The sequence below is a fragment of the Streptomyces sp. NPDC014764 genome (genome assembly GCF_043082785.1).
Lineage (GTDB): Bacteria > Actinomycetota > Actinomycetes > Streptomycetales > Streptomycetaceae > Streptomyces > Streptomyces althioticus.
Window position 1 is genome coordinate 107,087 of sequence record NZ_JBIBXY010000003.1, and the last position, 24,809, is coordinate 131,895.

Annotated in this window: 19 protein-coding genes; 12 read left to right on the forward strand and 7 right to left on the reverse strand. The window is 72.3% G+C overall.

Annotated elements, in window-relative coordinates:
* Positions 1-12: 12 nt before the first annotated feature.
* From ACF1AG_RS09245 to ACF1AG_RS09270, 6 genes are all read left to right on the forward strand, one after another.
* The gene (locus ACF1AG_RS09245) at positions 13-1,374 is read left to right on the forward strand and encodes an FtsW/RodA/SpoVE family cell cycle protein (protein WP_359749259.1); all 1,362 of its coding nucleotides are present in this window, start codon (positions 13-15) and stop codon (positions 1,372-1,374) included.
* Positions 1,371-2,831, forward strand: a complete 1,461-nt coding sequence (locus tag ACF1AG_RS09250; RefSeq protein WP_359599054.1) for a penicillin-binding protein 2 — start codon at positions 1,371-1,373, stop codon at positions 2,829-2,831. The genes ACF1AG_RS09245 and ACF1AG_RS09250 overlap by 4 nt, the downstream gene beginning before the upstream one ends.
* 164 nt (positions 2,832-2,995) lie before the next feature.
* Positions 2,996-3,934, forward strand: coding sequence for a diiron oxygenase (locus ACF1AG_RS09255; protein WP_359599053.1), 939 nt, complete (start codon positions 2,996-2,998; stop codon positions 3,932-3,934).
* Between the two features lie 95 nt (positions 3,935-4,029).
* Positions 4,030-4,683 carry a helix-turn-helix domain-containing protein gene (locus ACF1AG_RS09260; RefSeq protein ID WP_359599052.1) on the forward strand — a complete coding sequence of 218 codons (654 nt, stop codon included), beginning with the start codon at positions 4,030-4,032 and terminating at the stop codon, positions 4,681-4,683.
* Between the two features lie 39 nt (positions 4,684-4,722).
* Entirely contained in the window at positions 4,723-5,037 is a 315-nt protein-coding gene (locus ACF1AG_RS09265; RefSeq protein WP_359599050.1) for a hypothetical protein, read from the forward strand.
* A gap of 103 nt (positions 5,038-5,140) precedes the next feature.
* Positions 5,141-6,310: an NlpC/P60 family protein gene (locus ACF1AG_RS09270; protein WP_391809564.1), complete on the forward strand. Its 1,170-nt coding sequence runs from the start codon at positions 5,141-5,143 to the stop codon at positions 6,308-6,310.
* Here ACF1AG_RS09270 and ACF1AG_RS09275 read toward each other — a convergent pair.
* Genes ACF1AG_RS09275 through ACF1AG_RS09295 form a run of 5 tightly spaced genes read right to left on the reverse strand, consistent with a single transcriptional unit; the run spans position 6,274 to position 12,351 of the window.
* Positions 6,274-7,536, reverse strand: coding sequence for a styrene monooxygenase/indole monooxygenase family protein (locus ACF1AG_RS09275; protein ID WP_359599047.1), 1,263 nt, complete (start codon positions 7,534-7,536; stop codon positions 6,274-6,276). The genes ACF1AG_RS09270 and ACF1AG_RS09275 overlap by 37 nt on opposite strands.
* Positions 7,537-7,558: 22 nt before the next feature.
* Positions 7,559-8,197 carry an ATP/GTP-binding protein gene (locus ACF1AG_RS09280; protein ID WP_359599045.1) on the reverse strand — a complete coding sequence of 213 codons (639 nt, stop codon included), beginning with the start codon at positions 8,195-8,197 and terminating at the stop codon, positions 7,559-7,561.
* Entirely contained in the window at positions 8,178-8,606 is a 429-nt protein-coding gene (locus ACF1AG_RS09285) for a DUF742 domain-containing protein (RefSeq protein WP_359599044.1), read from the reverse strand. The genes ACF1AG_RS09280 and ACF1AG_RS09285 overlap by 20 nt, the downstream gene beginning before the upstream one ends.
* The gene (locus ACF1AG_RS09290; protein ID WP_359599043.1) at positions 8,603-9,121 is read right to left on the reverse strand and encodes a roadblock/LC7 domain-containing protein; all 519 of its coding nucleotides are present in this window, start codon (positions 9,119-9,121) and stop codon (positions 8,603-8,605) included. Before ACF1AG_RS09290 ends, ACF1AG_RS09285 begins: the two co-directional genes overlap by 4 nt.
* A complete protein-coding gene (locus ACF1AG_RS09295) occupies positions 9,118-12,351 on the reverse strand; it encodes a nitrate- and nitrite sensing domain-containing protein (protein ID WP_391809565.1) in 3,234 nt (1,077 codons plus the stop codon). The genes ACF1AG_RS09290 and ACF1AG_RS09295 overlap by 4 nt, the downstream gene beginning before the upstream one ends.
* A 395-nt stretch (positions 12,352-12,746) precedes the next feature.
* Here ACF1AG_RS09295 and ACF1AG_RS09300 point away from each other — a divergent pair, with 395 nt between their 5' ends.
* Complete coding sequence (locus tag ACF1AG_RS09300) at positions 12,747-13,526, forward strand: hypothetical protein (protein WP_359599039.1); 780 nt, start codon at positions 12,747-12,749, stop codon at positions 13,524-13,526.
* A gap of 325 nt (positions 13,527-13,851) precedes the next feature.
* On the opposite strand, the gene ACF1AG_RS09305 is transcribed toward ACF1AG_RS09300, so the two are convergent.
* Entirely contained in the window at positions 13,852-14,346 is a 495-nt protein-coding gene (locus ACF1AG_RS09305) for a MarR family transcriptional regulator (RefSeq protein WP_359600069.1), read from the reverse strand.
* A gap of 227 nt (positions 14,347-14,573) precedes the next feature.
* Here ACF1AG_RS09305 and ACF1AG_RS09310 point away from each other — a divergent pair, with 227 nt between their 5' ends.
* The gene (locus ACF1AG_RS09310) at positions 14,574-15,404 is read left to right on the forward strand and encodes a lysozyme (RefSeq protein ID WP_359600068.1); all 831 of its coding nucleotides are present in this window, start codon (positions 14,574-14,576) and stop codon (positions 15,402-15,404) included.
* 73 nt (positions 15,405-15,477) lie between these two features.
* Here ACF1AG_RS09310 and lon read toward each other — a convergent pair whose 3' ends face one another.
* Positions 15,478-17,892 carry an endopeptidase La gene (gene lon, locus ACF1AG_RS09315; RefSeq protein ID WP_391809566.1) on the reverse strand — a complete coding sequence of 805 codons (2,415 nt, stop codon included), beginning with the start codon at positions 17,890-17,892 and terminating at the stop codon, positions 15,478-15,480.
* Positions 17,893-18,042: 150 nt separating this feature from the next.
* Between lon and ACF1AG_RS09320 the strand changes: the two genes are divergently transcribed.
* From ACF1AG_RS09320 to ACF1AG_RS09335, 4 genes are all read left to right on the forward strand, one after another.
* Positions 18,043-18,732, forward strand: coding sequence for a spermidine synthase (locus ACF1AG_RS09320; RefSeq protein WP_391809567.1), 690 nt, complete (start codon positions 18,043-18,045; stop codon positions 18,730-18,732).
* Positions 18,733-18,857: 125 nt separating this feature from the next.
* Positions 18,858-19,598 (forward strand): response regulator transcription factor, encoded by a 741-nt coding sequence (locus ACF1AG_RS09325; RefSeq protein ID WP_030223674.1) that lies wholly within the window; start codon positions 18,858-18,860, stop codon positions 19,596-19,598.
* Positions 19,595-20,704: a HAMP domain-containing sensor histidine kinase gene (locus tag ACF1AG_RS09330; protein WP_359600064.1), complete on the forward strand. Its 1,110-nt coding sequence runs from the start codon at positions 19,595-19,597 to the stop codon at positions 20,702-20,704. Before ACF1AG_RS09325 ends, ACF1AG_RS09330 begins: the two co-directional genes overlap by 4 nt.
* Before the next feature lie 291 nt (positions 20,705-20,995).
* Positions 20,996-24,808, forward strand: coding sequence for a multifunctional oxoglutarate decarboxylase/oxoglutarate dehydrogenase thiamine pyrophosphate-binding subunit/dihydrolipoyllysine-residue succinyltransferase subunit (locus ACF1AG_RS09335; RefSeq protein ID WP_391809568.1), 3,813 nt, complete (start codon positions 20,996-20,998; stop codon positions 24,806-24,808).
* Position 24,809 lies beyond the last annotated feature (1 nt).

The window sequence follows — 24,809 nt, forward strand, 5'->3', positions numbered from 1 at the left end:
TAAGTTCCGGACATGAGCAAGGCCGGTACCACCCTGGCGACTGCGGACCCGTCCGCGCCCGCCGTCCGTCCCACCGGACGCCGGGGCGTGGAACTCGCCCTCATCGTCCTGGCCGTCGGACTGTCGGTGTACGGCTACTGCGCCGTCGGCCTCGCCCAGAACGGCACCGTCCCGCCCGGCGCCGCCGGCTACGGCGCCGGGCTCGGTGTGCTCGCCGTGCTCGCCCATCTGGCGGTGCGCTGGCGGGCCCCGCTGGCCGACCCGCTGCCGCTGCCGATCGGGGTGCTGCTCAACGGGGTGGGCCTGGTGCTCATCTACCGGCTGGACCTGGAGACGCCCGGCGACCGGGCCGCGCCCGCCCAGCTGATCTGGTCGACGCTCGGGGTGGCGCTGTTCATCGCGGTGATCCTGGTGCTGCGCGACCACCGGGTGCTCCAGCGCTACACCTACCTGTGTGTGACCGTCGCGCTGGTGCTGCTGACCGTGCCGATCCTCTTCCCGGCGGTGAACGGCGCCCGCATCTGGATCCGGGTGGCGGGCTTCTCGATCCAGCCGGGCGAGTTCGCCAAGGTGCTGCTGGCGGTGTTCTTCGCCGCTTACCTGGCGGCGAACCGGAGCGCCCTGACGTACGCGGGCCGCCGCGTCTGGGGGATGCAGCTGCCCACCGGGCGGGTGCTCGGGCCGATCGTCGCCGTGTGGCTGGTGAGCGTGGGCGTGCTGGTCCTGGAGCGTGACCTCGGCACCTCGCTGCTGTTCTTCGGCCTGTTCGTGGTCCTGCTCTACGTCGCCACCGGCCGCACCGGCTGGATCGCGCTCGGGCTGCTGCTGGCCTCGCTGGGCGCGGTCGCGGTCGGGCGGCTGGAGCCGCACGTGCACCACAGGATCGAGACCTGGCTGCACCCGTTCGCCTCCATCGAGGCGGGCGAGGGCCCCAACCAGATCGCCCAGTCGCTGTTCGCCTTCGCCGAGGGCGGCATCCTGGGCTCGGGTCTCGGGCTCGGGCACTCCGTGCTGATCGGATTCGCCGTGAAGTCCGACTTCATCCTCGCGACGGCAGGCGAGGAGCTGGGCCTGGCCGGGCTGTCCGCGATCATCCTGCTGTACGGGCTGCTGGTGGAGCGCGGCTACCGGGCCGGGCTGGCGCTGCGCGACCCGTTCGGGCGGCTGCTCGCCGTGGGGCTCGCCTCGCTGGTGGCGCTCCAGGTGTTCGTGATCGCGGGCGGGGTGACCGGGCTGATCCCGCTGACCGGGATGGCCATGCCGTTCCTGGCGCAGGGCGGCTCCTCGGTGGTGACCAACTGGGCGATCGTGGCGCTGCTGGTCCGGCTCAGCGACAGCGCGCGGCGGCAGGCCGCCGCGGGTGACCTCCGGTGACCCGGCACATCCGGCACGCGGCGCTGTTCTGCGCGCTGCTGCTGGTGGCGCTGCTGGTCAACGCGGCCCGGGTGCAGGTGCTGCACGCGGAGGACTACGAGGCCAACCCGGCCAACCGGCGTGCCACGATCGTGCGGTACCAGCAGCCGCGCGGCGACATCTGGGTCGACGGCCGCCCGGTCACCGGGTCCCGGGACACCGGGGAGCATCTGCGGTACGAACGGACGTACAGCGACGGGCCGTTGTACGCGCCGGTGACGGGCTTCGCCTCGCAGGAGTACGGCACGACGCTGCTGGAGGCCACGGAGGACGCGGTGCTGTCGGGGGCCGCCCCGCTGCTGCAGCCGCTGCCGCTGTGGAACGAGTTCACCCGCTCCCACAGCGCGGGCGGTGACGTGCTGACCACGATCGACCCGCGGGCGCAGCGGGCGGCGTACGAGGGCCTGCGGGGACGGAAGGGCGCGGTGGCGGCGGTGGAGCCGTCGACCGGGCGCATCCTGGCGCTGGTGTCGGTGCCGAGCTACGACCCGGAGCCGCTGTCGGGGAACGGCAGGACGGCGCGGGAGGCGTGGGCGCGGCTGAACGCCGACCCGGACAGGCCGATGCTGAACCGGGCGGTGCAGCGCACCTATCCCCCGGGGTCGACGTTCAAGGTGGTCACCGCGGCGGCGGCGCTGGACGCGGGTGTGGTGAAGGGCGTCGGCGAGCCGACCCGCTCCCCCGACCCGTATCTGCTGCCGGGGACGACGACCCGGCTGGTCAACGGGACGGACAAGTGCCGGAACGCCACCCTGCGGGAGGCGTTCGTGCGGTCCTGCAACACGGTGTTCGCCCAGCTCGGGGTCACCACCGGGGTGGAGCGGCTGCGGCGGACGGCGGAGAGCTTCGGCTTCAACGACGCGGACCTGCGCATCCCGTTCCGGGTGGCGCCCAGCACCTTCGACACCACGGTGGACGCGGCGCAGCTGGCGCTGTCGTCGATCGGGCAGTACAACACGCGGGCCACGCCCCTGCAGATGGCGATGGTCGCGGCGGCCGTGGCGAGCGGCGGGCAGGTGCGGGAGCCGTACCTGGTGGAGCGGACCACGCGGGCGAGCGGTGGCACGGTGTCCGCGGCGGGGTCGGGAGCGGTGCGGCGGGCCATGCTCCCGGCGACGGCGAGCCGGCTGCGGGAGCTGATGCGCGGGGTGGTGGAGGACGGTACCGGCGGGAAGGCGGCGATCGAGGGCGCCGTGGTCGGCGGGAAGACCGGCACCGCCCAGCACGGGCTGGGCAACTCGGGGATGCCGTACGCCTGGTTCATCTCCTGGGCGCAGCGGGAGGAGGAGCTGGAGCCGAAGGTGGCGGTGGCCGTGGTGGTGGAGGACGGCGAGGGCAGCCGGCGCGAGATCAGCGGCGGCGGCACGGCGGCCCCGGTGGCGCGGGCGGTGATGGAGGCGGTGCTGGAGCCCGGGTGAGGGCCGGGGCACGACCTCCGGGGGTCTGCGCGACCGTGGCCGGAGGACGGGCGGGACGGACCGGTCGGCGACAAGTCCTGCGTGAGGGATTGACGGGCTTGCTGACAGGCAGTCTCATAAAGGTGACCTGCCGGTAACCCGAGACGCCCCGAGGTGGAACCGTCATGACGACCCTGTCGGAGACCGACGCGCTCGACGGCCTGCGGGACGCCCTCGGGCAGCTCAAGAACCGGGAGACGGTGGCCCTGCGCCTGCTGGAGTCCTCCGCGAAGCACTCCTTCGACCCGGACACGGAGCTGGACTGGGACGCGCCCTTCGAGGACGGCAAGTGGTTCTGGCCTCCGGAACTCGTGTCGCTGTACGGCACCCCGCTGTGGCGGCGGATGAGCGAGGAACAGCGGATGCTGCTCTCCCGGCACGAGGCCGCCGCGCTCGCCTCCCTCGGCATCTGGTTCGAGCTGATCCTGATGCAGCTGCTGGTCCGCCACATCTACGACAAGTCCGCGACCAGCGCCCACGTGCGGTACGCCCTCACCGAGATCGAGGACGAGTGCCGGCACTCGAAGATGTTCGCCCGGGTGATCGAGCGGAGCGGCACCCCCTGGTACCCGGTGAGCCGGATCCACCACAACCTGGGCCGGCTGTTCAAGACGGTCTCCACCACGCCCGGCTCGTTCACCGCGACCCTCCTCGGCGAGGAGGTCCTGGACTGGATGCAGCGGCTGACCTTCCCCGACGAGCGGGTGCAGCCGCTGATCCGGGGCGTCACGCGCATCCACGTGATCGAGGAGGCGCGGCACGTGCGGTACGCGCGTGAGGAGCTGCGGCGGCAGATGATGACCGCGCCGCGCTGGTCGCAGGAGTTCACCCGGGTCTCCTCGGGCGAGTTCGCCCGTGTGTTCTCGGTGGCGTTCGTGAACCCGGAGGTCTACACGAACGTCGGCCTGGACCGGCGCGAGGCCGTCGCCCAGGTGCGGGCGAGCGCCCACCGGCGCGAGGTGATGCAGCAGGGCGCGAAGAAGCTGACGGATTTCCTCGACGACATCGGCGTGCTGCGGGGCGTGGGCCGCCGGCTCTGGCGCTCCTCCGGTCTGCTGGCCTGACCAGGCGTTCACCGGGCGGGGCCCGGCGTCGGAATCCGGCCGGGGCGGGCGGCCGCGCCCGGCGTGCGACGGCCACGGCCGGTTACGCTGCGGGCATGACCTCGCAGGCCCCCACCCCCGCCTACCGGCGCCTCAGCGTCGAGGAGCGCCGCAGCCAGCTGCTGGAGGCCGCGCTGTCCCTCTTCGCCCACCGGGCGCCGGAGGAGGTGTCGCTGGACGACGTGGCGGAGGCGGCCGGTGTGTCGCGGCCCTTGGTCTACCGCTACTTCCCGGGCGGCAAGCAGCAGCTCTACGAGGCGTCCCTGAAGTCCGCCGCCGACGAGCTGCGCGACTGCTTCGACGAACCGGAGGAGGGCCCGCTGCTCCCCCGGCTGACCCGGGCCGTGGAGCGCTACCTCGCCTTCGTCGGCCGGCACGACGCCGGCTTCAGCGCCCTGCTCCAGGGCGGCAGCGTGGTGGAGACCTCCCGTACGACCGCGATCGTGGACGGGGTGCGGCGGGCCGCGGCCGAGCACATCCTGCGCCATCTCGGCGTGGAGGAGCCCGGGCCCCGGCTGCGGATGACCATCCGGATGTGGATCACGGCCGTGGAGGCCGCCTCCCTGATCTGGCTCGACGAGGACAAGCAGCCTCCCCTGGAGGAGGTGCGGGACTGGCTCGTCGAGCAGTTCGTGGCGGTGCTGACGGTGACCGCCCGGCGGGACGCGCAGACCGACGCCCTGGTGCAGGCGCTTGCCGCGGACCTGTGACCTGAGCCGGCGCTCCGGCCGATGGCCGAGACTGGTGGGGTGAAGAGCGAAGACACCCCTTTCGAGGGCGGCCCCATGGACGGGCGCGTCCTGCCCGTGCTGCTCGGCATCACCGGGCACCCGCCCAAGACGTACCGGATCCCCGTCCCGGCCCCGGACGGCGGCCCGCCCACCGTGCTGGTGTACCGGAGGGTGCCGCGCGGTGACAGCAAGCTCACCGGTCTGACCGCCCGCTGGAAGTACTCCTACGACCCCGCCGGCCGGGCCGGGAGCGAACGCCGCTGGCCGTGGTCGAGGCCCGCGCCGCATCCAGACGCCACGCCGCAGGGCAAGCCGGACGACGCCGACGGGTGACCCCGTTGCGCCGAACCGCGCACACTCGGCGAGCGGACCGCGCACACCCCCCTGATGCTCGCGGTGCGGAGCGGACGAGCCGCCCCGCGTCGGAGGTGATGGCATGTCAGGAATGCTTCTGCGTCTGGTGTGCACGGCGGCGCTGGCGGCCGGGACCGTGCTGGCGCCCCTGCCCGCGGCGGCCGCCCCGGAGCCGGGCGGCGGCGCCCCCGCGTCCGGCGGCCGTTCCGTCCCCGAGCTGCTGACGGACTTTCAGATCCTGTACCGGGAAGCCGAGAAGGCCACCGAGCGTTACAACGCCACCGAGGAGGCGCTGGACGAGCAGCGCGCCGCGACGGAACGACTGGAGAAGGCGCTGGCCCGCACCCGGCTCTCCCTCCACGACAGCAAGGGCGCCGCCGGACGGCTCGCCCGGCAGCAGTACCAGTCGCTGAGCGGCCTCTCCCCCTACGTCCGTCTCCTGCTGGCACGCGACCCGCAGCGGGCACTGGAGCAGGGCCACGTGATCGGGCAGCTCGCGCGGGAGCGGGCCCACACGGTGGGCCGGCTGACCGGGGACACGAAGCGGGCCGACGAGCTGGCCCGCCGGGCACGCAAGGCGCTGGACACGCGGATCGCGCTCACCGAGCGGCGGAAGAAGGAACGCGACCAGGTGGTGGAACGGCTGCGGGACGTCGAGGAGTTGCTGGCGTCCCTCACCGCGGACCAGCTCGCCGAGCTGGCCGAGCTGGAGCGCAGCCGGGTCGACGAGGCGCAGCGGGAGCTGGTGGCGTCCGGCGCGCTGAGCGGTGCCAACGCCCCTTCCGCCGCCGGTGAGCGGGCGGTGCGGTACGCGGTGGAGCAGCTCGGCAAACCGTACGAGTGGGGCGCGGAGGGCCCGGAGACGTACGACTGCTCGGGGCTCACCTCCGAGGCGTGGCGGGCGGCGGGCGCGGAGGTGCCGCGGACCAGCCAGGAGCAGTGGGCGCGGCTGGAGCGGATCGACCTGGTGGACCTGCGGCCGGGCGACCTCGTCGTGTACTTCCACGACGCCACGCACGTCGCCCTGTACCTGGGCGACGGGATGGTGGTGCAGGCGCCGCGGCCCGGTGCGCGGATCAAGGTGTCGCCGGTCGCGGCGAATCCGGTGCTGGGCGCGGTGCGGCCCGACCCCGGCGGGGAGCCCTTGGGGCACTATGTGCCGCCGGAGCTCCCCGAGGGGGCGACGGACGGGTCCGACGAGGGGTACGGCGCCGGCTACGCGCCGGCCGCGCCGGAGACCTCGGCCAGGTAGGCGTTCGTCTTCTCCGGCTCGTAGAAGAAGTTCTCGAAGTCGGCCGGGTCGTCGAAGCCGTTGGCGAAGCGGTCGGCGACGGGCTGGAGCTGGCCGGCGGCGCCGATCAGGTTGAGGACGTGCTCCGGCGGCGGGGCCAGCATGGCGTTCGTCCACTTGGTGACGTGCTGGGCGGTGTCCCAGTAGCGGTCGAAGGTCTGCCGCATCCAGTCCTCGTCGAACGGCTTGTCGCCGTGCTCGAGGATCGAGGCGAGATAGGCGGCGGCGCACTTGGACGCGGAGTTGGAGCCCTGCCCGGTGATCGGGTCGTTGGCGACGACGACGTCGGCGACGCCCAGCACCAGGCCGCCGGAGGGCAGCCGGCCGATGGGGTTGCGGACGGTCGGGGCGTAGCGGCCGGCCAGGGTGCCGCCGGCGTCGGTCAGTTCGACCTTGGTGGCGCGCGCGTACTCCCAGGGCAGGAACTTCTCCATCAGTTCCAGGGTCAGGGAGAGGTGCTCGGCCGGGTCCTTGACGTCCGCGAACGCGTCGAGCGGGCCGCCGGGGACGCCCTCCCAGAACAGGATGTCGGCGCGGCCCGACGTGGTGTACGTCGGCATGATGAACATCTCGCCGACGCCCGGGACCAGGTTGCAGCGGACCGCCTCGGTGTCCGGGTGCTCCGGGCGCGGGCCGAGACCGTGCACGTAGGCGACGGCGAGGGCGCGCTGCGGGGTGCTGTACGGGGAGCGCTCCGGGTCGCGGGAGAACATCTGCACCAGCTCGCCCTTGCCCGCGGCGATGAGCACCAGGTCGTAGGTGCGGGAGAGGTAGTCGAGGTCGCCGACGGCCGCGCCGTGGATGACGAGCTGTCCGCCGCGCTGCGCGAAGGTCTCCATCCAGCCGGCCATCTTGACCCGCTGGTCCACCGACTGCGCGAACCCGTCGAGGCGGCCCAGCCAGTCGATCGCCCGCTGCGAGGGGCCCGGGTCGAAGGAGCCGGGGGCGGCGACCGAGACGCCGAGGCCCTGGATCTTCGGGGCCTGCGACTCCCAGAAGTTCAGCTGGAGGTCGCGCTCGTGCTGCAGCGCGGTGTGGAACATGCACTGCGTCGACATGACCCGCCCGGTGCGGATCTCGTCCGCGGTCCGGTTGGACATGAGGGTGACCTCGTACCCGTGCGACTGGAGTCCCAGGGCGAGCTGGAGACCGGACTGGCCGGCCCCGACGACGAGTATCTTCCGCATACGGGGGACGCTCCTAAGGGGGCTACTCGGGGGTTTCGTCGAGCGCGTGGCCCACGAGGGACAAGAGGGTCTCGATGACCGAGATCCGGCGGCGCGCATCCATGATCATGACAGGTATGTGCGCGGGGATCGTGAGGGCATCCCGCACGTCGTCCGGTTCGAACCGCTCGGTCCCGTCGAAGTGGTTCACGGCCACGATGTACGGCAGCCCGCAGCTCTCGAAGTAGTCCAGCGCGGGCCAGCAGTCCTTCAGCCTGCGGGTGTCGGCCAGCACCACGGCGCCGATCGCGCCGCGCACCAGGTCGTCCCACATGAACCAGAACCGCTGCTGGCCCGGCGTGCCGAACAGGTACAGCACCAGGTCGTCGTCGAGCGTGAGGCGCCCGAAGTCCATGGCCACGGTGGTGGTCGACTTGCCCGGCGTGGCGGTGAGGTCGTCGGTGCCCTCGCTCGCCTCCGTCATCAGCGCCTCGGTCTGCAGAGGCGTGATCTCGGAGACGGAGCCGACGAGGGTGGTCTTGCCGACGCCGAAGCCGCCGGCCACGACTATCTTCGTGGCGATCGGCGCCCGGGTGGGGTCCGTCTGCCACGGCAGCAGGGGCTCGTCCTCCTCGACGAGCGGGGTGACGCCGGGTGCGGCGTCAGAGACGGCGGAGTCCACTCAGCACCCTTTCCAGCAGCGCGCGGTCCGGGCGGCCCGTGCCGTGGCCGGTGCCCGTCCCGTAGACACGGATCTTTCCCTGGTCCGCGAGGTCGCTCAGCAGGACGCGGACCACGCCGAGCGGCATGTGCAGCAGCGCGGCGATCTCGGCCACCGTCCGCATGCGGCGGCACAGTTCGACGATGGCGCGCACCTCGGGCATGACCCGGGCGAGACCGCCGGAGGTGAGTTCCTTGCGGTCCTCGGCGGCCTCCAGCGCGGCCGTGCCGGCCGTGGCGCCGACGAAAGTCTCGACCAGCAGCACGTGGCCGAAGCGGGTGCGGCCCCCGGTGAGCGAATAGGGGCGCACACGGGCGGGTTTACGGTCCCCGCCGCGGACGGGAAGGTGTTTCTTCGGTGCGCTGGTCATCGAGGGCTCCCGGCGGACTCGTCCTCCGCGCCTTTCACGTCTTCCACGTTCCGGCGGAGCTCGCTGCGGAGTTCGGGGGTCAGGACGTGGCCTGCGCGGCCCACGAACAGGGCCATGTGGTACGCCACGACGCTCATGTCGCAGTCCGCCGAGCCGTGCACGCCGAGCAGCGAGCCGTCGCTGATCGACATCACGAAGAGGCTGCCCTCGTCCATGGCGACCATCGTGTGCTTGACCGGGCCGTAGTCCATCAGTTTCGAGGCGCCGACGGTGAGGCTGCCGATGCCGGACACGACGGTGGCCAGGTCGGCGGAGGAGCCGCGCGGGCCCCGCCCCTGCGAGCCCGGGCCGCTGCGGGCGCGGGCGAGAGCCTCGTCGGAGGAGAGGAGCAGCAGGCCGTCGGAGGAGACCACGGCGACGGACTGGATGCCGGGCACCTCCTCGACGAGGTTCGTCAGCAGCCAGTGCAGGTTGCGGGCCTCACTGCTCAGTCCGAAGGTACTGGGCGCGGTCAACTGCTTGCCTCCTCGACGGTGCCCCCCGTGGCTTCTTCGGTTGTGTCGTCCCCGCGGGTCCGCTCGGCCGCCAGCTCCGCCTCGACGTCCCGCCGCCCGGCGTCCGCGCCCCGGCGGAACCCGCCGAGCCGCCTGCGCAGGGCCTCGGCGTCCACCGAGCCGGACCGCGGCCGCGGGGGAGCCGCCGGCGCGGTGATCTTCGGCGTCCGCTTCGGCAGTCCCTTGGCGGTGACGGGCTCGTCATCGACGGCCCCGTCCCCGGCCCCGTCGGCGACCCGCGCGTGCTCGAACCTGCCGGCGGGGGTGCCGGGGGCGAGCGTGTCGGGGGCGGGGGTTCCGGGTGCCGGTGCGATCGACTCGGGGGCGGAGTCCCCGGGCGCCGGCGCAGCCGACTCTGAGGCCGGTCCCCCAGGCGCCGGTGAAGTCGGCTCGGAGGCTGTGCCCCCGGGCTCCTGTGCGGTTCCGGGCGCGGGTGTGGACGGGGACGCGGGCTCGTGTCCGGTACCCGGGCGTACGCCCTCGTCGGCGGGCGCGGCGGAACCGGCGCCGTACCCTTCGGCGGCCGGGGCGCGGCCATCCGGCTGCGCCGGGATGAACAGCTCCATGGTGGTCTCGGCGGGCCGCTCCACGGGGACATCCGGCTCGCCGGACCGTGCTGGGGGGACGTCGTGCGACCTGGCCTCGTCGACGCCGGCGCCCGCGGGCGCGTCGGCACCGGGCGTCCCGGGAGCAGCGGGGGTGCCCTGATCCGGCCCGGTCCGCGAGGCACCCGCGTCGGGTGTGGCCTCGGTGCCAACGGCCGGGTCGGCTTCGTCCAGGTCGGCCGACGCGTCCGACGGCGCCGGAGCGCCGGCCTGCGGCTGCGACTGCGGCTCCTCCTCAGCGGCAGGGGCGTCCGGCTGGGCGGAGTCCGGAGCTTCCGCGGTGTTCCGCGACTCCGGCGCCGCAGGCGTCTCAGGTGTGGACGCCTCTGCCGCCGCCCGGGCCTCGATGGAACGTTCTGCCAGGTCGACCAGGGGATCGCCCGACGTGCCGCGGCCGCGCAGGACGTTGGAGTTGGCCTCCGCGTCGGCGCCCGGCAGGGACACCGTGTGGGCGGCGCCCGGGACGGACGCGGGGACGGCCGTGGGGGTGGCCGACGTCAGCAGAGGGTCCGGCAGGACGACCACCGCGGCGATCCCGCCCTGCTTCTGCTTGCGCAGCTGCACCCGCACCCCGTGACGGTGGGCGAGCCGGGCGACGACGTACAGGCCGAGGCCGAGACCCTCGTCGGACTCGGCGTCGTAGGCGTCCTCCGGGTCGAACTCGGAGAGCCGCGTGTTGAGCCGCTCCAGCCGGTCCTCGGCCATGCCGATGCCCTCGTCCTGCACGGAGAGCATCACCTCGCCGTTCTCCATCAGCCAGGCGGAGACCTCGACGGGCGTGTCGGGCGGGGAGAACGCGGTGGCGTTCTCCATCAGTTCGGCGAGCAGGTGGGACAGGTCGTCCGCGGCGAACCCGGCGATGTGCGCGTGCGGCGGCAGCGCCGCGATCCGCACCCGCTCGTACCGCTCGATCTCGCTGACCGCGGCCCGGACGACGTCGACCAGCGGGACCGGACCGGCCGTGTGCCGGCCGTGCTCGGTGCCGGCGAGGACCAACAGATTCTCGCTGTGCCGGCGCATGACCGTGGCGAAGTGGTCGAGCTTGAACAGCGTGGCCAGGCGGTCCGGGTCGTCCTCCCGCTCCTCCAGGCCCTCGATGACGCCGAGCTGCCGCTCGACCAGGCCGAGGGTGCGCAGGGCGAGGTTGACGAAGGTGCCGCCGATGCTGTGCCGCATCCGCTCCATGTGGGCGGTGGCCTGGGCGAGTTCCCCGCGCAGCTCCTCGCGGGCGTCGGCCATCTTCTGCCGCTGCCCGACGAGGTGCTTGCGGTCGGCCTCCAGCGTGGCGATCCGCCGGCCGAGCCCGGCGGCGTGCGCGTGCAGGGCGTTGACGGAGCGGACGACCTGCGCGAACTCGTCGTTGCGGCCGGTGAAGGTGATCGGCTCCTCGGCGGCCGGGTCCTCCGCCCCGGCGAGCCGGGCGGAGCCGCGGCGCAGCACCGACAGGGGCCGGGTGAGGGTGCGGGCCATCGCGGTGGCGACGCCGACCGCGAGCAGCAGCAGCGCGCCGAGGACGGCGATACGGATCTCCAGCTCGGTGACGTCCTCGTCGCGGAGCTGGGCGAGATCCTTGGTGCGCTGCTCGAACAGCGAGGCCTCGACACCGCGCATCATGTCGATCCGCGCGGTGAGCGCCGCAGCGAGCTTCTTGGTGCTGGTCTCGATCTCGCCGTCGGAGAGGGTCGGCTTGTCGGTCAGCTTCCCGAGGTACTTGTCGGCGGTGTCGACCTCGGGGCCGGTGACGGTGGAGTCGTAGGAGGCGCGGGCGGCCTTCGGGGCGGCGTCGCGGAAGTCGGCGAGGGCCGCGTCGGAGCGGACGCGGGCCTGGAGCGCGGCGGCGGACAGCGCGTCGCGCCGCTCCTCGTCCGCCTCGGAGGTGCTGGAGGCGGTGACGGGCAGTCCGGTGACCGGGTCGATCACGGTCTCGGTGGAGCTCGGCACGTTCAGCGCGGCGAGCAGCAGTCCGCGGGTGGCGGCGGCCTGCTGGACGGCGGTGTCCAGCTCGGTGAGCGCGTGGGCTCCGGAGCCGGCGCGGGGCGGGGTGGCGTCGGCCAGGCGCGCGGCGAGCCTGTGCAGCTGGGAGATGGCGTCGGAGTACGCCTGGTGGGCCTCCAGCGGGCCGGACTTGCCGGTGAGGGCTGCGCGGCGCACGGCTGCGACGGCGTCGAGCTCGTCGCGCAGGGCCTGCGAGGTGTCCTCGTCGGCGCGGAGTTCCTCGACCTGCCGGTCGACCCGGGCGCTGTGCTCCTCGGAGGGCGCCTTGGACTTGGGGCGCCCCGCCGCGATGTAGGGGACGACCTCGTCACGCTCGTCGGCCAGGGAGTGGGCCAGGGTGAGCGCGTCCTGGGTCCGCTCGGCGAGCGTCACCAGTTCCTGGGAGTCGTGGAGTTGCTGGGACGCCGCGAGCACGGACGGCGCACCGGCCCCGGCGATCGCCGCGGCCACCACGGCGACGGCGACGACGAGACGGTTGCGTACGTGGGTGGGGCGGCCCTTGCCGACGGTGGGCGTCTGCTGCGCGTCCCCCGCCAGGGCCGCCTGCTTGTCCTTGCGACGAGGCCGCGTCTTCTGCACCGGTGCTCGCATTCCTGACTCGTGTACCCGTGGGCCCGGGTGACGCTCCGTCAACGGGCGCGGGCGCTCTTCCCGAGCCGCTGGCCGCGCTCGGACCGTGAGGCGCCCCCAACGCTCCCCGACCCTCCCAGTGCCCGTGGACAGTGGATGCGCATCACCTGACCCGCCACTCGAAGGAGTGAACATCGGAGGCGAGTTGAGGGGCAAGTTCCGTTGCGCCCCGCAGCGGGCGCGCGCGGGACGCCGGTTGGACGTCTGCGGCGGGCGGTGGCAATATTCGCCGCCACGCCTTCCCGGAGCCCTTCATTCCCTCCCAAATCAGGCGCTTGACCTGCGCGCCTGTGGAGAACAGGCGTCAATTGCCCGGCTCCGGCGGTCGTTGTGGGGAGCTCGTGCAGACTGGCCGGATGCGCACGGAGCTTGTTTCGGAACCCGGTGATCCAGGACGTCCCAACGAGGACTTCGCGAGCGTCGCGCTCCCGGCCTCCGGACAGGGTGGGGCGCTCGTGGTTCTGGACGGCGTGACGCCGCCGTCGGACGGGGGCGGGTGTCTGCATTCGGTGCCCTGGTTCACCGCCCGGCTGGGCGGCGCGCTGACCGAACTGACCGTTTCCCTCCCGGATGTGCCGCCGGCCGGGCTGCTGTCCCGGGGGATCGCGCGCACGGCCGAGAGTCATGCTTCGACCTGTGACCTTTCTCACCCCCGGACGCCGCAGGCAACGGTGGTGATGGCGCGCTGGTCACCCGACTCGGTGGACTGTCTGGTGCTGTCGGACTCGGTGCTGCTGGTCGAGTCGCCGGACGGCACGGTCACGGCGGTCCGGGACGACCGGCTGGACCGGTTGCCCCGTTCGGCCCTGTCCAGCCACACGGTCGTGGACACGACGCTGCGGAACAAGGAGGGCGGCTTCTTCACGGCCGCGGCCGATCCGGCGGTGTCGTCACGCGCCGTGACCGTCTCCCTGCCCCGGGACCGGGTGCGTGCCCTGACCGCGCTGACGGACGGTGCGACGCGGTGGGTGGAGCGGTTCGGGGAGGGTGACTGGGCGGACTGCGTCGGCGTGATCCGCGAGGAGGGGGCGCGGGGGCTGGTGCGGAGGGTGCGCGCGCTGGAGCGCGGGCGTCCCCTCGGGGGTAAGACGCATGACGACGCGACGGTCGTCCACGTGGAGCTTCCGGCTGCCTGACGGCGTGGGGGACTTCACCCGCACGGCCGACGGGTGACAGGGGCTCACCTTTGACGCGGTGAGGGCTCGCCACCCGGACGGCGGATCCGTTCCTGGCCGCGGGCCGGTGGTGACTGGCCGCGCAGTTCCCCGCGCCCCTGGGGCCGCTTCCGCCCTGTCACGGGCAGGTCGTGTCGCCGGGAGGTGGCTGCCGCCCTCGCTGCGGGCAGTCGTGCCGCTGGGGCGGCACGGGTGGGCGCAGCGGCACCCCTGCAACGCCGGGCGCGGGACGTCCGTGGCCGAGCACGCACTCCCCCGCGCCCCATAGCGCGCCCGACCAGGGCCCCTACTTCTCCGTCCCCCTGTTCAGCCGACGCAGCAGGCGGGCCAGTTCGTCGACCTCCGCCGGGTTCCAGTCGGCGAGGCGGCCGGCGTAGCGGGCGCGGCGGGCCTCGCGGACGCGGCTGACGCGGTGACGGCCCTCCTCCGTGAGGGTGACGAGCCAGGCGCGCCCGTCGGCGGGGTCGGGCTCGCGGCCGACGAGCCCGAGCTCCTCCAGGGCGCGCAGCTGGCGCGACATGGTCGCCTTGCCCACGCCGATGTAGGAGGCGAGCTCGGTGGCCCGCTGCCGCCCGCCCTCCTCCAGACGGACCAGCAGCCCGTACGCGGAAGGCTCGAGGTCCGGGTGGACCTCGCGCGCCATCTCCCCCTGGCTGGCCCGTGCGCGCCGCAGCAGGACCGTCAACTCGCGTTCCAGCGCCAGGAACGCGGGCTGTTCGACGCCGGACGCGGGTTCCGGCGAGTCGGCGTGCTTCCCGCCGCCGTTTCCGTCTTCGTGCACGTTGGCCCCTGCCTCGGTTTCCCGTTCTGAAAGTTCTGGCCGAGTGGCGGCGTCGCCCCAGCTCCATAAGTATTTCGCAGGCGTAGACCAACGGCAGTGCGCGGCGACCCCGCCCGCCGCCTCGGTCGGCGCCCGCAGTTTCTCTACCAGGCCATTACGTGGCATGCCCACTACATGCGATGTGGGTCACATTCCGGGTTCGCCCCATGACCGTTCGGAGATGCGTCATGCCTGTGCACAGATCCCGACTCGTCCGCATACGCGCGCTCGGCACCGCCGGCGCAGTCCTGCTCGCGCTGCTCGCCCTCCCGCAGACCTCCGCCGTCGCCGACGGCGCCTCCCCCTCCGTCCCGCCGCGCGGCTCCGCCCACATGGGCATGGGCGTCCTCGCCCACGACGGCCAGGCCGGCCTGCCCACCTCCCGCTCCACCCAGACGGAGGGCGTGGACGTCTCCAGCCACCAGGGCAACGTCGCCTGGACCACCCTGTGGAACAGCGGGGTGCGCTGGGCCTACGCCAAGGCGACGGAGGGCACGTACTACACCAACCCGTACCACGCGCAGCAGTACAACGGCTCCTACGACGTCGGCATGGTCCGCGGCGCCTACCACTTCGCCACTCCCGACACCACGAGCGGCGCCGCCCAGGCGGACTACTTCGTGGACCGCGGCGGCGCCTGGTCCGCCGACGGCCGCACGCTGCCGGGCGTCCTGGACATCGAGTGGAACCCGTACGGCGACGACTGCTACGGCAAGTCGGCGAGCTCGATGGTGAGCTGGATCCGCGACTTCCTCGACCGCTACCGCGCCCGCACCGGCCGTGACGCCGTCATCTACACCGCGACCAGCTGGTGGAAGCAGTGCACCGGCAACTACGCCGGATTCGCCTCCACCACCCCGCTGTGGATCGCCAGGTACGCCTCCACCGTCGGCGAACTGCCGGCCGGCTGGGACACGTACACGATGTGGCAGTACACCTCGACGGGTCCGACGGTCGGCGACCACGACCGCTTCAACGGCACCCTCGACGGGGTGCGGATCTTCGCCGCCGGCAGCTGACCCGGGCGGCGGTACGGGAAAGGCCCGGGCCTCCCTCACGGAGCCCGGGCCTCCCCTCATCCGGCGGCCCCCGTCACGCGGCCACCGGAACCTCCGGCGCCGCCCCGTTCGTCGCCGGGGACAGCGCCAGCTCCAGGACCTGGCGGACGTCGGTGACGGCGTGCACGTCGAGCTTCTCCAGCACCTCCGCCGGGACGTCGTCCAGGTCGGGCTCGTTGCGCTTGGGGATGATCACGGTGGTGACGCCAGCCCGGTGCGCGGCGAGCAGCTTCTGCTTCACGCCGCCGATCGGCAGCACCCGTCCGGTCAGCGACACCTCGCCGGTCATCGCCACGTCCGTGCGGACCAGGCGTCCGGAGAGCAGCGAGGCCAGGGCCGTGGTCATCGTGATGCCCGCGCTCGGGCCGTCCTTGGGGACGGCGCCCGCCGGGAAGTGGATGTGCACGCCCCGGTCCTTCAGGTCGCCGACCGGGAGCTCCAGCTCGGCTCCGCGGCTGCGCAGGAAGCTCAGCGCGATCTGCGCCGACTCCTTCATCACGTCGCCCAGCTGCCCGGTCAGGGTCAGCCCCGCCGCGCCCGTCTCCGGGTCGGCCAGGGACGCCTCGACGTAGAGGACGTCACCGCCGGCGCCGGTCACGGCGAGCCCGGTGGCGACGCCGGGCACCGCGGTGCGCCGCTCGGCGGGCTCCTGGGCGGACTCCGGCACGTGGTGCGGCCGCCCGATCAGGCCCCGCAGGTCGTCCGCGGTCACGGTGAACGGCAGCTCCCGCTCCCCCAGTTCGTGCTGGGCCGCGACCTTGCGCAGCAGCCGTGCGACCGACCGTTCCAGGTTGCGCACGCCCGCCTCGCGCGTGTACTCGCCGGCGAGCTTGCGCAGGGCGCCCTCCTCGAGCGTCACCTCGTCCGGCTGGAGCCCGGCCCGCTCCAGCTGGCGCGGGAGCAGGTGGTCGCGGGCGATGACGATCTTCTCGTCCTCGGTGTAGCCGTCGAGGCGGACCAGCTCCATGCGGTCGAGCAGGGCCTCCGGGATGGCCTCCAGGACGTTGGCGGTGGCGAGGAACACCACGTCGGACAGGTCGAGCTCGACCTCCAGGTAGTGGTCCCGGAAGGTGTGGTTCTGCGCCGGGTCGAGGACCTCCAGCAGGGCCGCGGCCGGGTCGCCGCGGAAGTCGGAGCCGACCTTGTCGATCTCGTCGAGCAGGACGACCGGGTTCATCGAACCGGCCTCCTTGATCGCCCGGACGATCCGGCCGGGCAGCGCGCCGACGTAGGTGCGGCGGTGGCCGCGGACCTCCGCCTCGTCGCGGACGCCGCCGAGGGCGACGCGGACGAACTTGCGGCCCATGGCGTGGGCGACGGACTCGCCGAGCGAGGTCTTGCCGACGCCGGGCGGACCCACCAGTGCCAGCACGGCACCGCCGCGCCGGCCGCCGACGACGCCGAGACCCCGGTCGCTCCGGCGCTTCCGCACAGCCAGGTACTCGGTGATGCGCTCCTTCACGTCCTGCAGACCCGCGTGCTCGGCGTCCAGGACGGCCTGGGCGCCCTGGATGTCGTAGGAGTCCTCGGTGCGCTCGTTCCACGGCATCTCCAGGACCGTGTCGAGCCAGGTGCGGATCCAGGAGCCCTCGGGCGACTGGTCGGAGGAGCGCTCCAGCTTGTCGACCTCCTTGAGCGCGGCCTCGCGGACCTTCTCGGGGAGATCGGCGGCCTCGACGCGGGCCCGGTAGTCGTCGGACTCGTCGCCGTCCTGCTCGCCGTTCAGCTCGCGCAGCTCCTTGCGGACAGCCTCCAGCTGGCGGCGGAGCAGGAACTCCCGCTGCTGCTTGTCGACGCCCTCCTGGACGTCCTTGGCGATGGTCTCGGCGACGTCCTGCTCGGCGAGGTGGTCGCGCAGCTGCTGGGTGGCGAGCTTCAGCCGGGCCACCGGGTCGGTGGTCTCCAGCAGGGCGACCTTCTGCTCGGTGGTGAGGAACGGCGAGTAGCCGGAGTTGTCGGCGAGCGCGGAGACGTCGTCGATGGCCTGGACGCGGTCCACGACCTGCCAGGCGCCGCGCTTGCGGAGCCAGGCGGTGGCGAGCGCCTTGTACTCCTTGACCAGTTCGGTCACGTTCCCCGGCAGCGGCTCGGACACGCTCTCGTCGATGCGGGTGCCCTCCACCCACAGCGCCGCGCCCGGCCCGGTGGTGCCGGCGCCGATGCGCACCCGCCCCCGGCCGCGGATCAGGGCGCCGGGGTCGCCGTCGGCCAGCCGGCCGACCTGCTCGACGGTGCCCAGTACGCCGATCCCGGCGTAGGTGCCGTCGACGCGCGGCACGAGCAGCACCTTCGGCTTGCCCGGCTCGTCGCGGGCGGCGGCCTGGGCGGCCTCCACCGCCGCGCGCACCTCGGAATCGCTCAGGTCCAGCGGAACCACCATCCCCGGCAGCACGACCTCGTCGTCGAGCGGCAGCACGGGCAGGGCGAGCGGTGTGGACTCAGCAGCCATGATCTCCCCTTCGGCAGTCAAGTTGAGCTACGTCGACTCAATGCAGGGGAGCGGCCGAATGTTCCCGGGGTGGCGTTCGCTCTGAGCGATCACCGGGCCGGACTCCGAGGGGCCGGGCCCCCGCACCGCGGGGCCTGCCAGGATGAACGCATGTCCACCCCCTACGGCATTCCCGAAGCTCCTGAAGTCCTGGACCGTCGCGAGGGCCCGTACGGCGAGGTCGTGCTGCGCAGACACGGCGGTCTGCTGCAGATCATCGCCAACGGCTGCTTCCTGATGGACACCTCCGACGGGCGTTCCGAGCGGCTGCTCGTGGACGCGGCCCTGGCGGCCCTGGACCCGCGGGCCGAGGACCCCTCGGTGCTGATCGGCGGGCTGGGCGCCGGCTTCTCCCTGACGCACGCGGCCGGCCAGGAGCGCTGGGGCCGGATCGCCGTCGTGGAGCGGGAGCCCGCGATCATCGGGTGGCACCGCTCGGGCCCGCTGGCCGACCTCTCCGGAGCGGCGCTCGCCGATCCGCGGACGGAGATCGTCGAGCAGGACTTGATCGCTTACGTCAATGAGACGTCCGACACGTTCGACGCGCTGTGCCTCGACATCGACAACGGGCCCGACTGGACCGTCGACGAGGGCAACGAGGGCCTTTATTCGCCGGACGGACTCGCGGCATGTGCAAGGGTGTTGAAGCCGCGCGGGGTCCTCGCGGTATGGTCCGCGAAGCCTTCACCGGAATTCGAGGGAACCTTGCGGAATGCCGGATTCCGGCAGGTCCGTACCGAAGAGATCCCCGTTGCCCGGGGCGTTCCGGACGTCGTGCACATCGGCGTCCGCCCTGGATAGCAAACCCGTGGTGAATCCCCGTACGCTGCTGCCCTGACGCGGATCATTCAAGCGTCAATCGCAGTGATGCGCAGACGACGGATCACCCCACGGATTCCGGAAAAAGCACACCTCAGGGGCGGGCGATGGAGCAGACACACACCTCCCACAACGGCACGGCGACGACCACCCCCGGCGCGCAGCGCAGGGTCCTGGTGGTCGAGGACGACGCGACGATCGTGGACGCCATCGCGACCCGCCTGCGTGCCGAGGGATTCCTGGTGCAAACGGCGGGCGACGGCCCGTCCGCGGTGGACACGGCGGAGGCCTGGCAGCCCGACCTGCTGATCCTCGACATCATGCTGCCGGGCTTCGACGGCCTGGAGGTCTGCCGGCGCGTGCAGGCCCAGCGGCCCGTGCCGGTGATGATGCTCACCGCGCGCGACGACGAGACCGACATGCTGGTGGGCCTCGGCGTCGGCGCCGACGACTACATGACCAAGCCGTTCTCCATGCGCGAGCTGGCGGCGCGGGTGCACGTGCTGCTGCGCCGCATGGAGCGCGCGGCCCTCGCGGCCACCACCCCGCGCAGCGGCATCCTGCGCCTGGGCGAGCTGGAGATCGACCACGCGCAGCGCCGGGTGCGCGTGCGCAGCGAGGACGTCCACCTGACGCCCACCGAGTTCGACCTCCTGGTGTGCCTGGCCAACACCCCGCGCGCGGTGCTCTCCCGTGAGCAGCTGCTGGCCGAGGTCTGGGACTGGGCGGACGCCTCCGGCACCCGGACCGTGGACAGCCACATCAAGGCGCTGCGCCGGAAGATCGGCGCGGAGCGCATCCGCACGGTGCACGGCGTGGGCTACGCCCTGGAGACGCCGACGCCATGAGCGGGGGTCCGGCGGGACGCGGACAGCGGAAGAAGCAGCCCTGGGGCAATGTGCGGCCGTTCTCGATCAAGACCAAACTGGGCGCGCTGGTCGTCGTCTCGGTCCTGATCACCACCGGACTCTCGGTGATCGCGGTGCACACCAAGACGGAGCTGCGCTTCATCACGGTCTTCTCGATGATCGCCACGCTGCTGATCACCCAGTTCGTGGCGCACTCCCTCACCGCCCCGCTGGACGACATGAACGCCGTCGCGCGGTCCATCTCGCACGGCGACTACACCCGCCGGGTGCGCGAGAGCCGCCGCGACGAGCTGGGCGACCTGGCCCAGACGATCAACGTCATGGCCGACGAGCTGGAGGAGCAGGACAGCCAGCGCAAGGAACTGGTCGCCAACGTCTCGCACGAGCTGCGCACCCCCATCGCGGGACTGCGCGCGGTGCTGGAGAACATCGTCGACGGGGTCACCCGGGCCGACCCCGAGACGATGCGCACGGCCCTGAAGCAGACCGAGCGGCTCGGCCGGCTGGTGGAGACGCTGCTGGACCTCTCGCGCCTGGACAACGGCGTGGTCCCGCTGCGGAAACGCCGCTTCGAGGTGTGGCCGTACCTGTCGGGCGTGCTGAAGGAGGCCAACATGGTGGCCTCCGCCCGCGCGAGCATGGCCTCCGGCTCCGGCAGCCACACCCGTACGGACGTGCATCTGCACCTGGACGTCTCGCCGCCCGAGCTGGTGGCGCACGCCGACCCCGAGCGGATCCACCAGGTCGTCGCCAACCTGATCGACAACGCGGTCAAGCACAGCCCGCCGCACGGCCGGGTGACCGTGCGGGCCCGGCAGGGTTCCGCGCCGGAGTCGCTCGAGCTGGAGGTGCTGGACGAGGGGCCGGGCATCCCGCGGACGGAGTGGCACCGGGTCTTCGAGCGGTTCAACCGCGGCAGCGTCAACCGGCCGCACGGCCCCGGCAGCGACGGCGGCACCGGCCTCGGCCTCGCGATCGCCCGCTGGGCCGTGGATCTTCACGGCGGCCGGATCGGGGTGGCGGAATCCGAGCGTGGTTGCCGGATTCTGATCACTCTTCCGGGGCCCTCTTCTGTGCCAAGTTGACGTAAAGTTCGAACCGGAGCCTCAAGATCCATCTGCGTTCGCCCTGGCGGACACGTGTGATCAGGCACAGGCCCGCGCGCGGGGCGCGCAGGGCCCTGGTCGAGCGATGCCTGATACCGTCCGAAGAAGCGGAACCTCGCTTGTTTCCCGCCATTTCCAGAGCCGAAACACCCGCTGAGATGTGATGTGCACGACGTTGCACGGGCCCGGCCTGACCTTCTCGCGCGGGGAGGCGTAGCCTTTATTTCCGCTGTCCATCATCTTGCGAAGCGGAAGAGGGCGGTTGACGCCGTGTCGCCACAGTCCCCCAGTAACTCGAGCATCTCGACCGACACCGACCAAGCGGGAAAGAACCCCGCTGCGGCCTTCGGTGCCAACGAATGGCTCGTCGACGAGATCTACCAGCAGTACCTCCAGGACCCGAACTCGGTGGACCGAGCCTGGTGGGACTTCTTCGCCGACTACAAGCCGGGCGCTCCCGCGTCCTCGGCTCCGGCGGGTGACGCGGCCGCGGGGGCCGCGGTGACCCCCACCGCTCCGTCCCAGCCGGCCCCGCCCGCGCCCGCGAAGGCCCAGGCGCCCGCGCAGCCCGCCGCGCCCGCCCCGGCGGCCAAGGCCCCGGCGCAGGCGCAGGCCCCCGCGCAGGCGAAGGCCCCGGCCCAGCCGGCGAAGCAGGCCGCTCCCGCCGCCAAGCCGGCGCCGGCCAGGAAGGCCGAGCCCGCGGGCGAGGCGAAGAGCGGTCCCGAGCAGGTCACCCTGCGCGGCCCGTCCGCCGCGGTGGCCAAGAACATGGACGCCTCGCTGGAGCTGCCCACGGCCACGTCCGTGCGCGCGGTCCCGGTGAAGCTGCTGTTCGACAACCGCATCGTCATCAACAACCACCTGAAGCGCGCGCGGGGCGGGAAGATCTCCTTCACGCACCTCATCGGCTACGCCATGGTCCAGGCCATCAAGGCCATGCCGTCGATGAACCACTCGTACGCCAAGGTGGACGGCAAGCCGACCCTGGTGAAGCCGGAGCACATCAACCTCGGTCTCGCCATCGACCTGGTCAAGCCCAACGGCGACCGCCAGCTCGTCGTCGCGGCGATCAAGAAGGCCGAGACGCTGAACTTCTTCGAGTTCTGGCAGGCCTACGAGGACATCGTCCGTCGCGCCCGCGACAACAAGCTGACGATGGACGACTTCACCGGTGTCACGGTCTCCCTGACCAACCCCGGAGGCCTCGGCACCGTCCACTCCGTGCCGCGCCTGATGCCCGGCCAGTCCGTGATCATGGGCGTCGGCTCCATGGACTACCCGGCGGAGTTCCAGGGCACCTCCCAGGACACCCTGAACAAGCTCGGTATCTCGAAGGTCATGACGCTCACGTCGACCTACGACCACCGGGTGATCCAGGGCGCCGCCTCCGGCGAGTTCCTGCGCCAGGTCGCGAACCTCCTCCTCGGCGAGAACAACTTCTACGACGAGATCTTCGAGGCCCTGCGCATCCCCTACGAGCCGGTCCGCTGGCTCAAGGACATCGACGCCAGCCACGACGACGACGTCACCAAGGCCGCCCGGGTCTTCGACCTGATCCACTCCTACCGGGTCCGCGGCCACGTCATGGCCGACACCGACCCGCTCGAGTACAAGGTCCGCAAGCACCCCGACCTGGACATCGTCGAGCACGGCCTCACCCTGTGGGACCTGGAGCGCGAGTTCGCCGTCGGCGGTTTCGCCGGCAAGTCGATGATGAAGCTGCGCGACATCCTCGGTGTGCTCCGCGACTCGTACTGCCGCACCACCGGCATCGAGTTCATGCACATCCAGGACCCCAAGCAGCGCAAGTGGATCCAGGACCGCGTGGAGCGCGGCCACACCAAGCCGGAGCGCGAGGAGCAGCTGCGCATCCTGCGCCGGCTGAACGCGGCGGAGGCCTTCGAGACCTTCCTGCAGACCAAGTACGTCGGCCAGAAGCGCTTCTCGCTGGAGGGCGGCGAGTCCGTCATCCCGCTGCTCGACGCGGTGCTGGACTCGGCCGCCGAGTCCCGCCTGGACGAGGTCGTCATCGGCATGGCCCACCGCGGCCGCCTGAACGTCCTCGCCAACATCGTCGGCAAGTCGTACGCGCAGATCTTCCGCGAGTTCGAGGGCAACCTCGACCCGAAGTCGATGCACGGCTCCGGCGACGTGAAGTACCACCTGGGCGCCGAGGGCACCTTCACCGGCCTGGACGGCGAGCAGATCAAGGTCTCCCTGGTCGCCAACCCCTCGCACCTGGAGGCGGTCGACCCGGTCCTGGAGGGCGTCTCCCGCGCCAAGCAGGACATCATCAACAAGGGCGGCACGGACTTCACCGTCCTGCCGGTGGCGATCCACGGCGACGCGGCCTTCGCGGGCCAGGGCGTCGTGGCCGAGACCCTGAACATGTCGCAGCTGCGCGGCTACCGCACCGGCGGCACCGTGCACGTCGTCATCAACAACCAGGTCGGCTTCACCGCGGCCCCCGAGTCGTCGCGCTCCTCCATGTACGCGACGGACGTGGCCCGCATGATCGAGGCCCCGATCTTCCACGTGAACGGCGACGACCCGGAGGCGGTCGTGCGCGTCGCGCGCCTGGCCTTCGAGTTCCGCCAGGCGTTCAACAAGGACGTGGTGATCGACCTCCTCTGCTACCGCCGCCGCGGTCACAACGAGTCGGACAACCCGGCCTTCACCCAGCCTCTGATGTACGACCTGATCGACAAGAAGCGCTCGGTGCGCAAGCTCTACACCGAGTCCCTCATCGGTCGCGGCGACATCACTTTGGAAGAGGCCGAGCAGGCGCTGCAGGACTACCAGGGCCAGCTGGAGAAGGTCTTCACCGAGGTCCGCGAGGCCACCTCGCAGCCGGCCACGGCCGCCCCGTCCGACCCGCAGGCCGAGTTCCCGGTCGCCGTGAACACCGCGGTGAGCACGGAGGTCGTGAAGCGGATCGCCGAGTCGCAGGTGAACATCCCCGACCACATCACCGTCCACCCGCGTCTGCTGCCGCAGCTGCAGCGCCGGGCGTCGATGGTCGAGGACGGCACCATCGACTGGGGCATGGGCGAGACCCTCGCCTTCGGCTCGCTGCTCCTCGAGGGCGTCCCGGTCCGGCTCGCCGGCCAGGACTCGCAGCGCGGCACCTTCGGCCAGCGTCACGCGGTCATCATCGACCGCGAGACGGGCGAGGAGTACACGCCGCTGCAGTACCTCTCCGAGGACCAGGCGCGGCTGAACGTCTACAACTCCCTGCTGTCCGAGTACGCGGCCATGGGCTTCGAGTACGGCTACTCGCTGGCCCGCCCGGACGCGCTCGTGCTCTGGGAGGCGCAGTTCGGCGACTTCGTCAACGGCGCGCAGACGGTCGTGGACGAGTTCATCTCGTCGGCCGAGCAGAAGTGGGCCCAGACCTCCGGTGTGGTCCTGCTCCTCCCCCACGGCTACGAGGGCCAGGGCCCGGACCACTCCTCGGCCCGCCCGGAGCGCTTCCTGCAGCTCTGCGCCCAGAACAACATGACGGTCGCCATGCCGACCTCGCCGTCGAACTACTTCCACCTCCTGCGGTGGCAGGTGCACAACCCGCACCACAAGCCGCTGGTCGTCTTCACCCCGAAGTCGATGCTGCGCCTGAAGGCCGCCGCGTCGAAGGCGGAGGAGTTCACCACGGGCCAGTTCCGCCCGGTCATCGGCGACGACACGGTCGACCCGGCCGCCGTGAAGAAGGTCGTCTTCTGCGCCGGCAAGGTCTACTACGACCTGGCCGCCGAGAAGAAGAAGCGCGGCGCGGACGACACGGCGATCATCCGCATCGAGCGCCTGTACCCGCTGCCGGGTGCCGAGCTCCAGGCGGAGATCAAGAAGTACCCGAACGCCGAGAAGTACCTGTGGGCGCAGGAGGAGCCGGCGAACCAGGGTGCCTGGCCGTTCATCGCGCTCAACCTGATCGACCACCTGGACCTGGCGGTCGGCGCCGACCTGCCGCACGACGAGCGTCTGCGCCGCATCTCGCGGCCGCACGGCTCGTCGCCCGCGGTGGGCTCCGCCAAGCGCCACCAGGCCGAGCAGGAGCAGCTGGTGCGCGAGGTCTTCGAGGCCTGAC

What these genes read in the sequence shown, in the direction of transcription:
- ACF1AG_RS09245 (WP_359749259.1), top strand. Translation starts at nt 13, where the DNA reads ATGAGCAAGGCCGGTACCACCCTGGCGACTGCGGACCCGTCCGCGCCC.
- ACF1AG_RS09255 (WP_359599053.1), top strand. Translation starts at nt 2,996, where the DNA reads ATGACGACCCTGTCGGAGACCGACGCGCTCGACGGCCTGCGGGACGCC.
- ACF1AG_RS09260 (WP_359599052.1), top strand. Translation starts at nt 4,030, where the DNA reads ATGACCTCGCAGGCCCCCACCCCCGCCTACCGGCGCCTCAGCGTCGAG.
- ACF1AG_RS09270 (WP_391809564.1), top strand. Translation starts at nt 5,141, where the DNA reads ATGTCAGGAATGCTTCTGCGTCTGGTGTGCACGGCGGCGCTGGCGGCC.
- ACF1AG_RS09275 (WP_359599047.1), bottom strand. Translation starts at nt 7,536, where the DNA reads ATGCGGAAGATACTCGTCGTCGGGGCCGGCCAGTCCGGTCTCCAGCTC.
- ACF1AG_RS09285 (WP_359599044.1), bottom strand. Translation starts at nt 8,606, where the DNA reads ATGACCAGCGCACCGAAGAAACACCTTCCCGTCCGCGGCGGGGACCGT.
- ACF1AG_RS09295 (WP_391809565.1), bottom strand. Translation starts at nt 12,351, where the DNA reads ATGCGAGCACCGGTGCAGAAGACGCGGCCTCGTCGCAAGGACAAGCAG.
- ACF1AG_RS09300 (WP_359599039.1), top strand. Translation starts at nt 12,747, where the DNA reads ATGCGCACGGAGCTTGTTTCGGAACCCGGTGATCCAGGACGTCCCAAC.
- ACF1AG_RS09310 (WP_359600068.1), top strand. Translation starts at nt 14,574, where the DNA reads ATGCCTGTGCACAGATCCCGACTCGTCCGCATACGCGCGCTCGGCACC.
- lon (WP_391809566.1), bottom strand. Translation starts at nt 17,892, where the DNA reads ATGGCTGCTGAGTCCACACCGCTCGCCCTGCCCGTGCTGCCGCTCGAC.
- ACF1AG_RS09320 (WP_391809567.1), top strand. Translation starts at nt 18,043, where the DNA reads ATGTCCACCCCCTACGGCATTCCCGAAGCTCCTGAAGTCCTGGACCGT.
- ACF1AG_RS09325 (WP_030223674.1), top strand. Translation starts at nt 18,858, where the DNA reads ATGGAGCAGACACACACCTCCCACAACGGCACGGCGACGACCACCCCC.
- ACF1AG_RS09330 (WP_359600064.1), top strand. Translation starts at nt 19,595, where the DNA reads ATGAGCGGGGGTCCGGCGGGACGCGGACAGCGGAAGAAGCAGCCCTGG.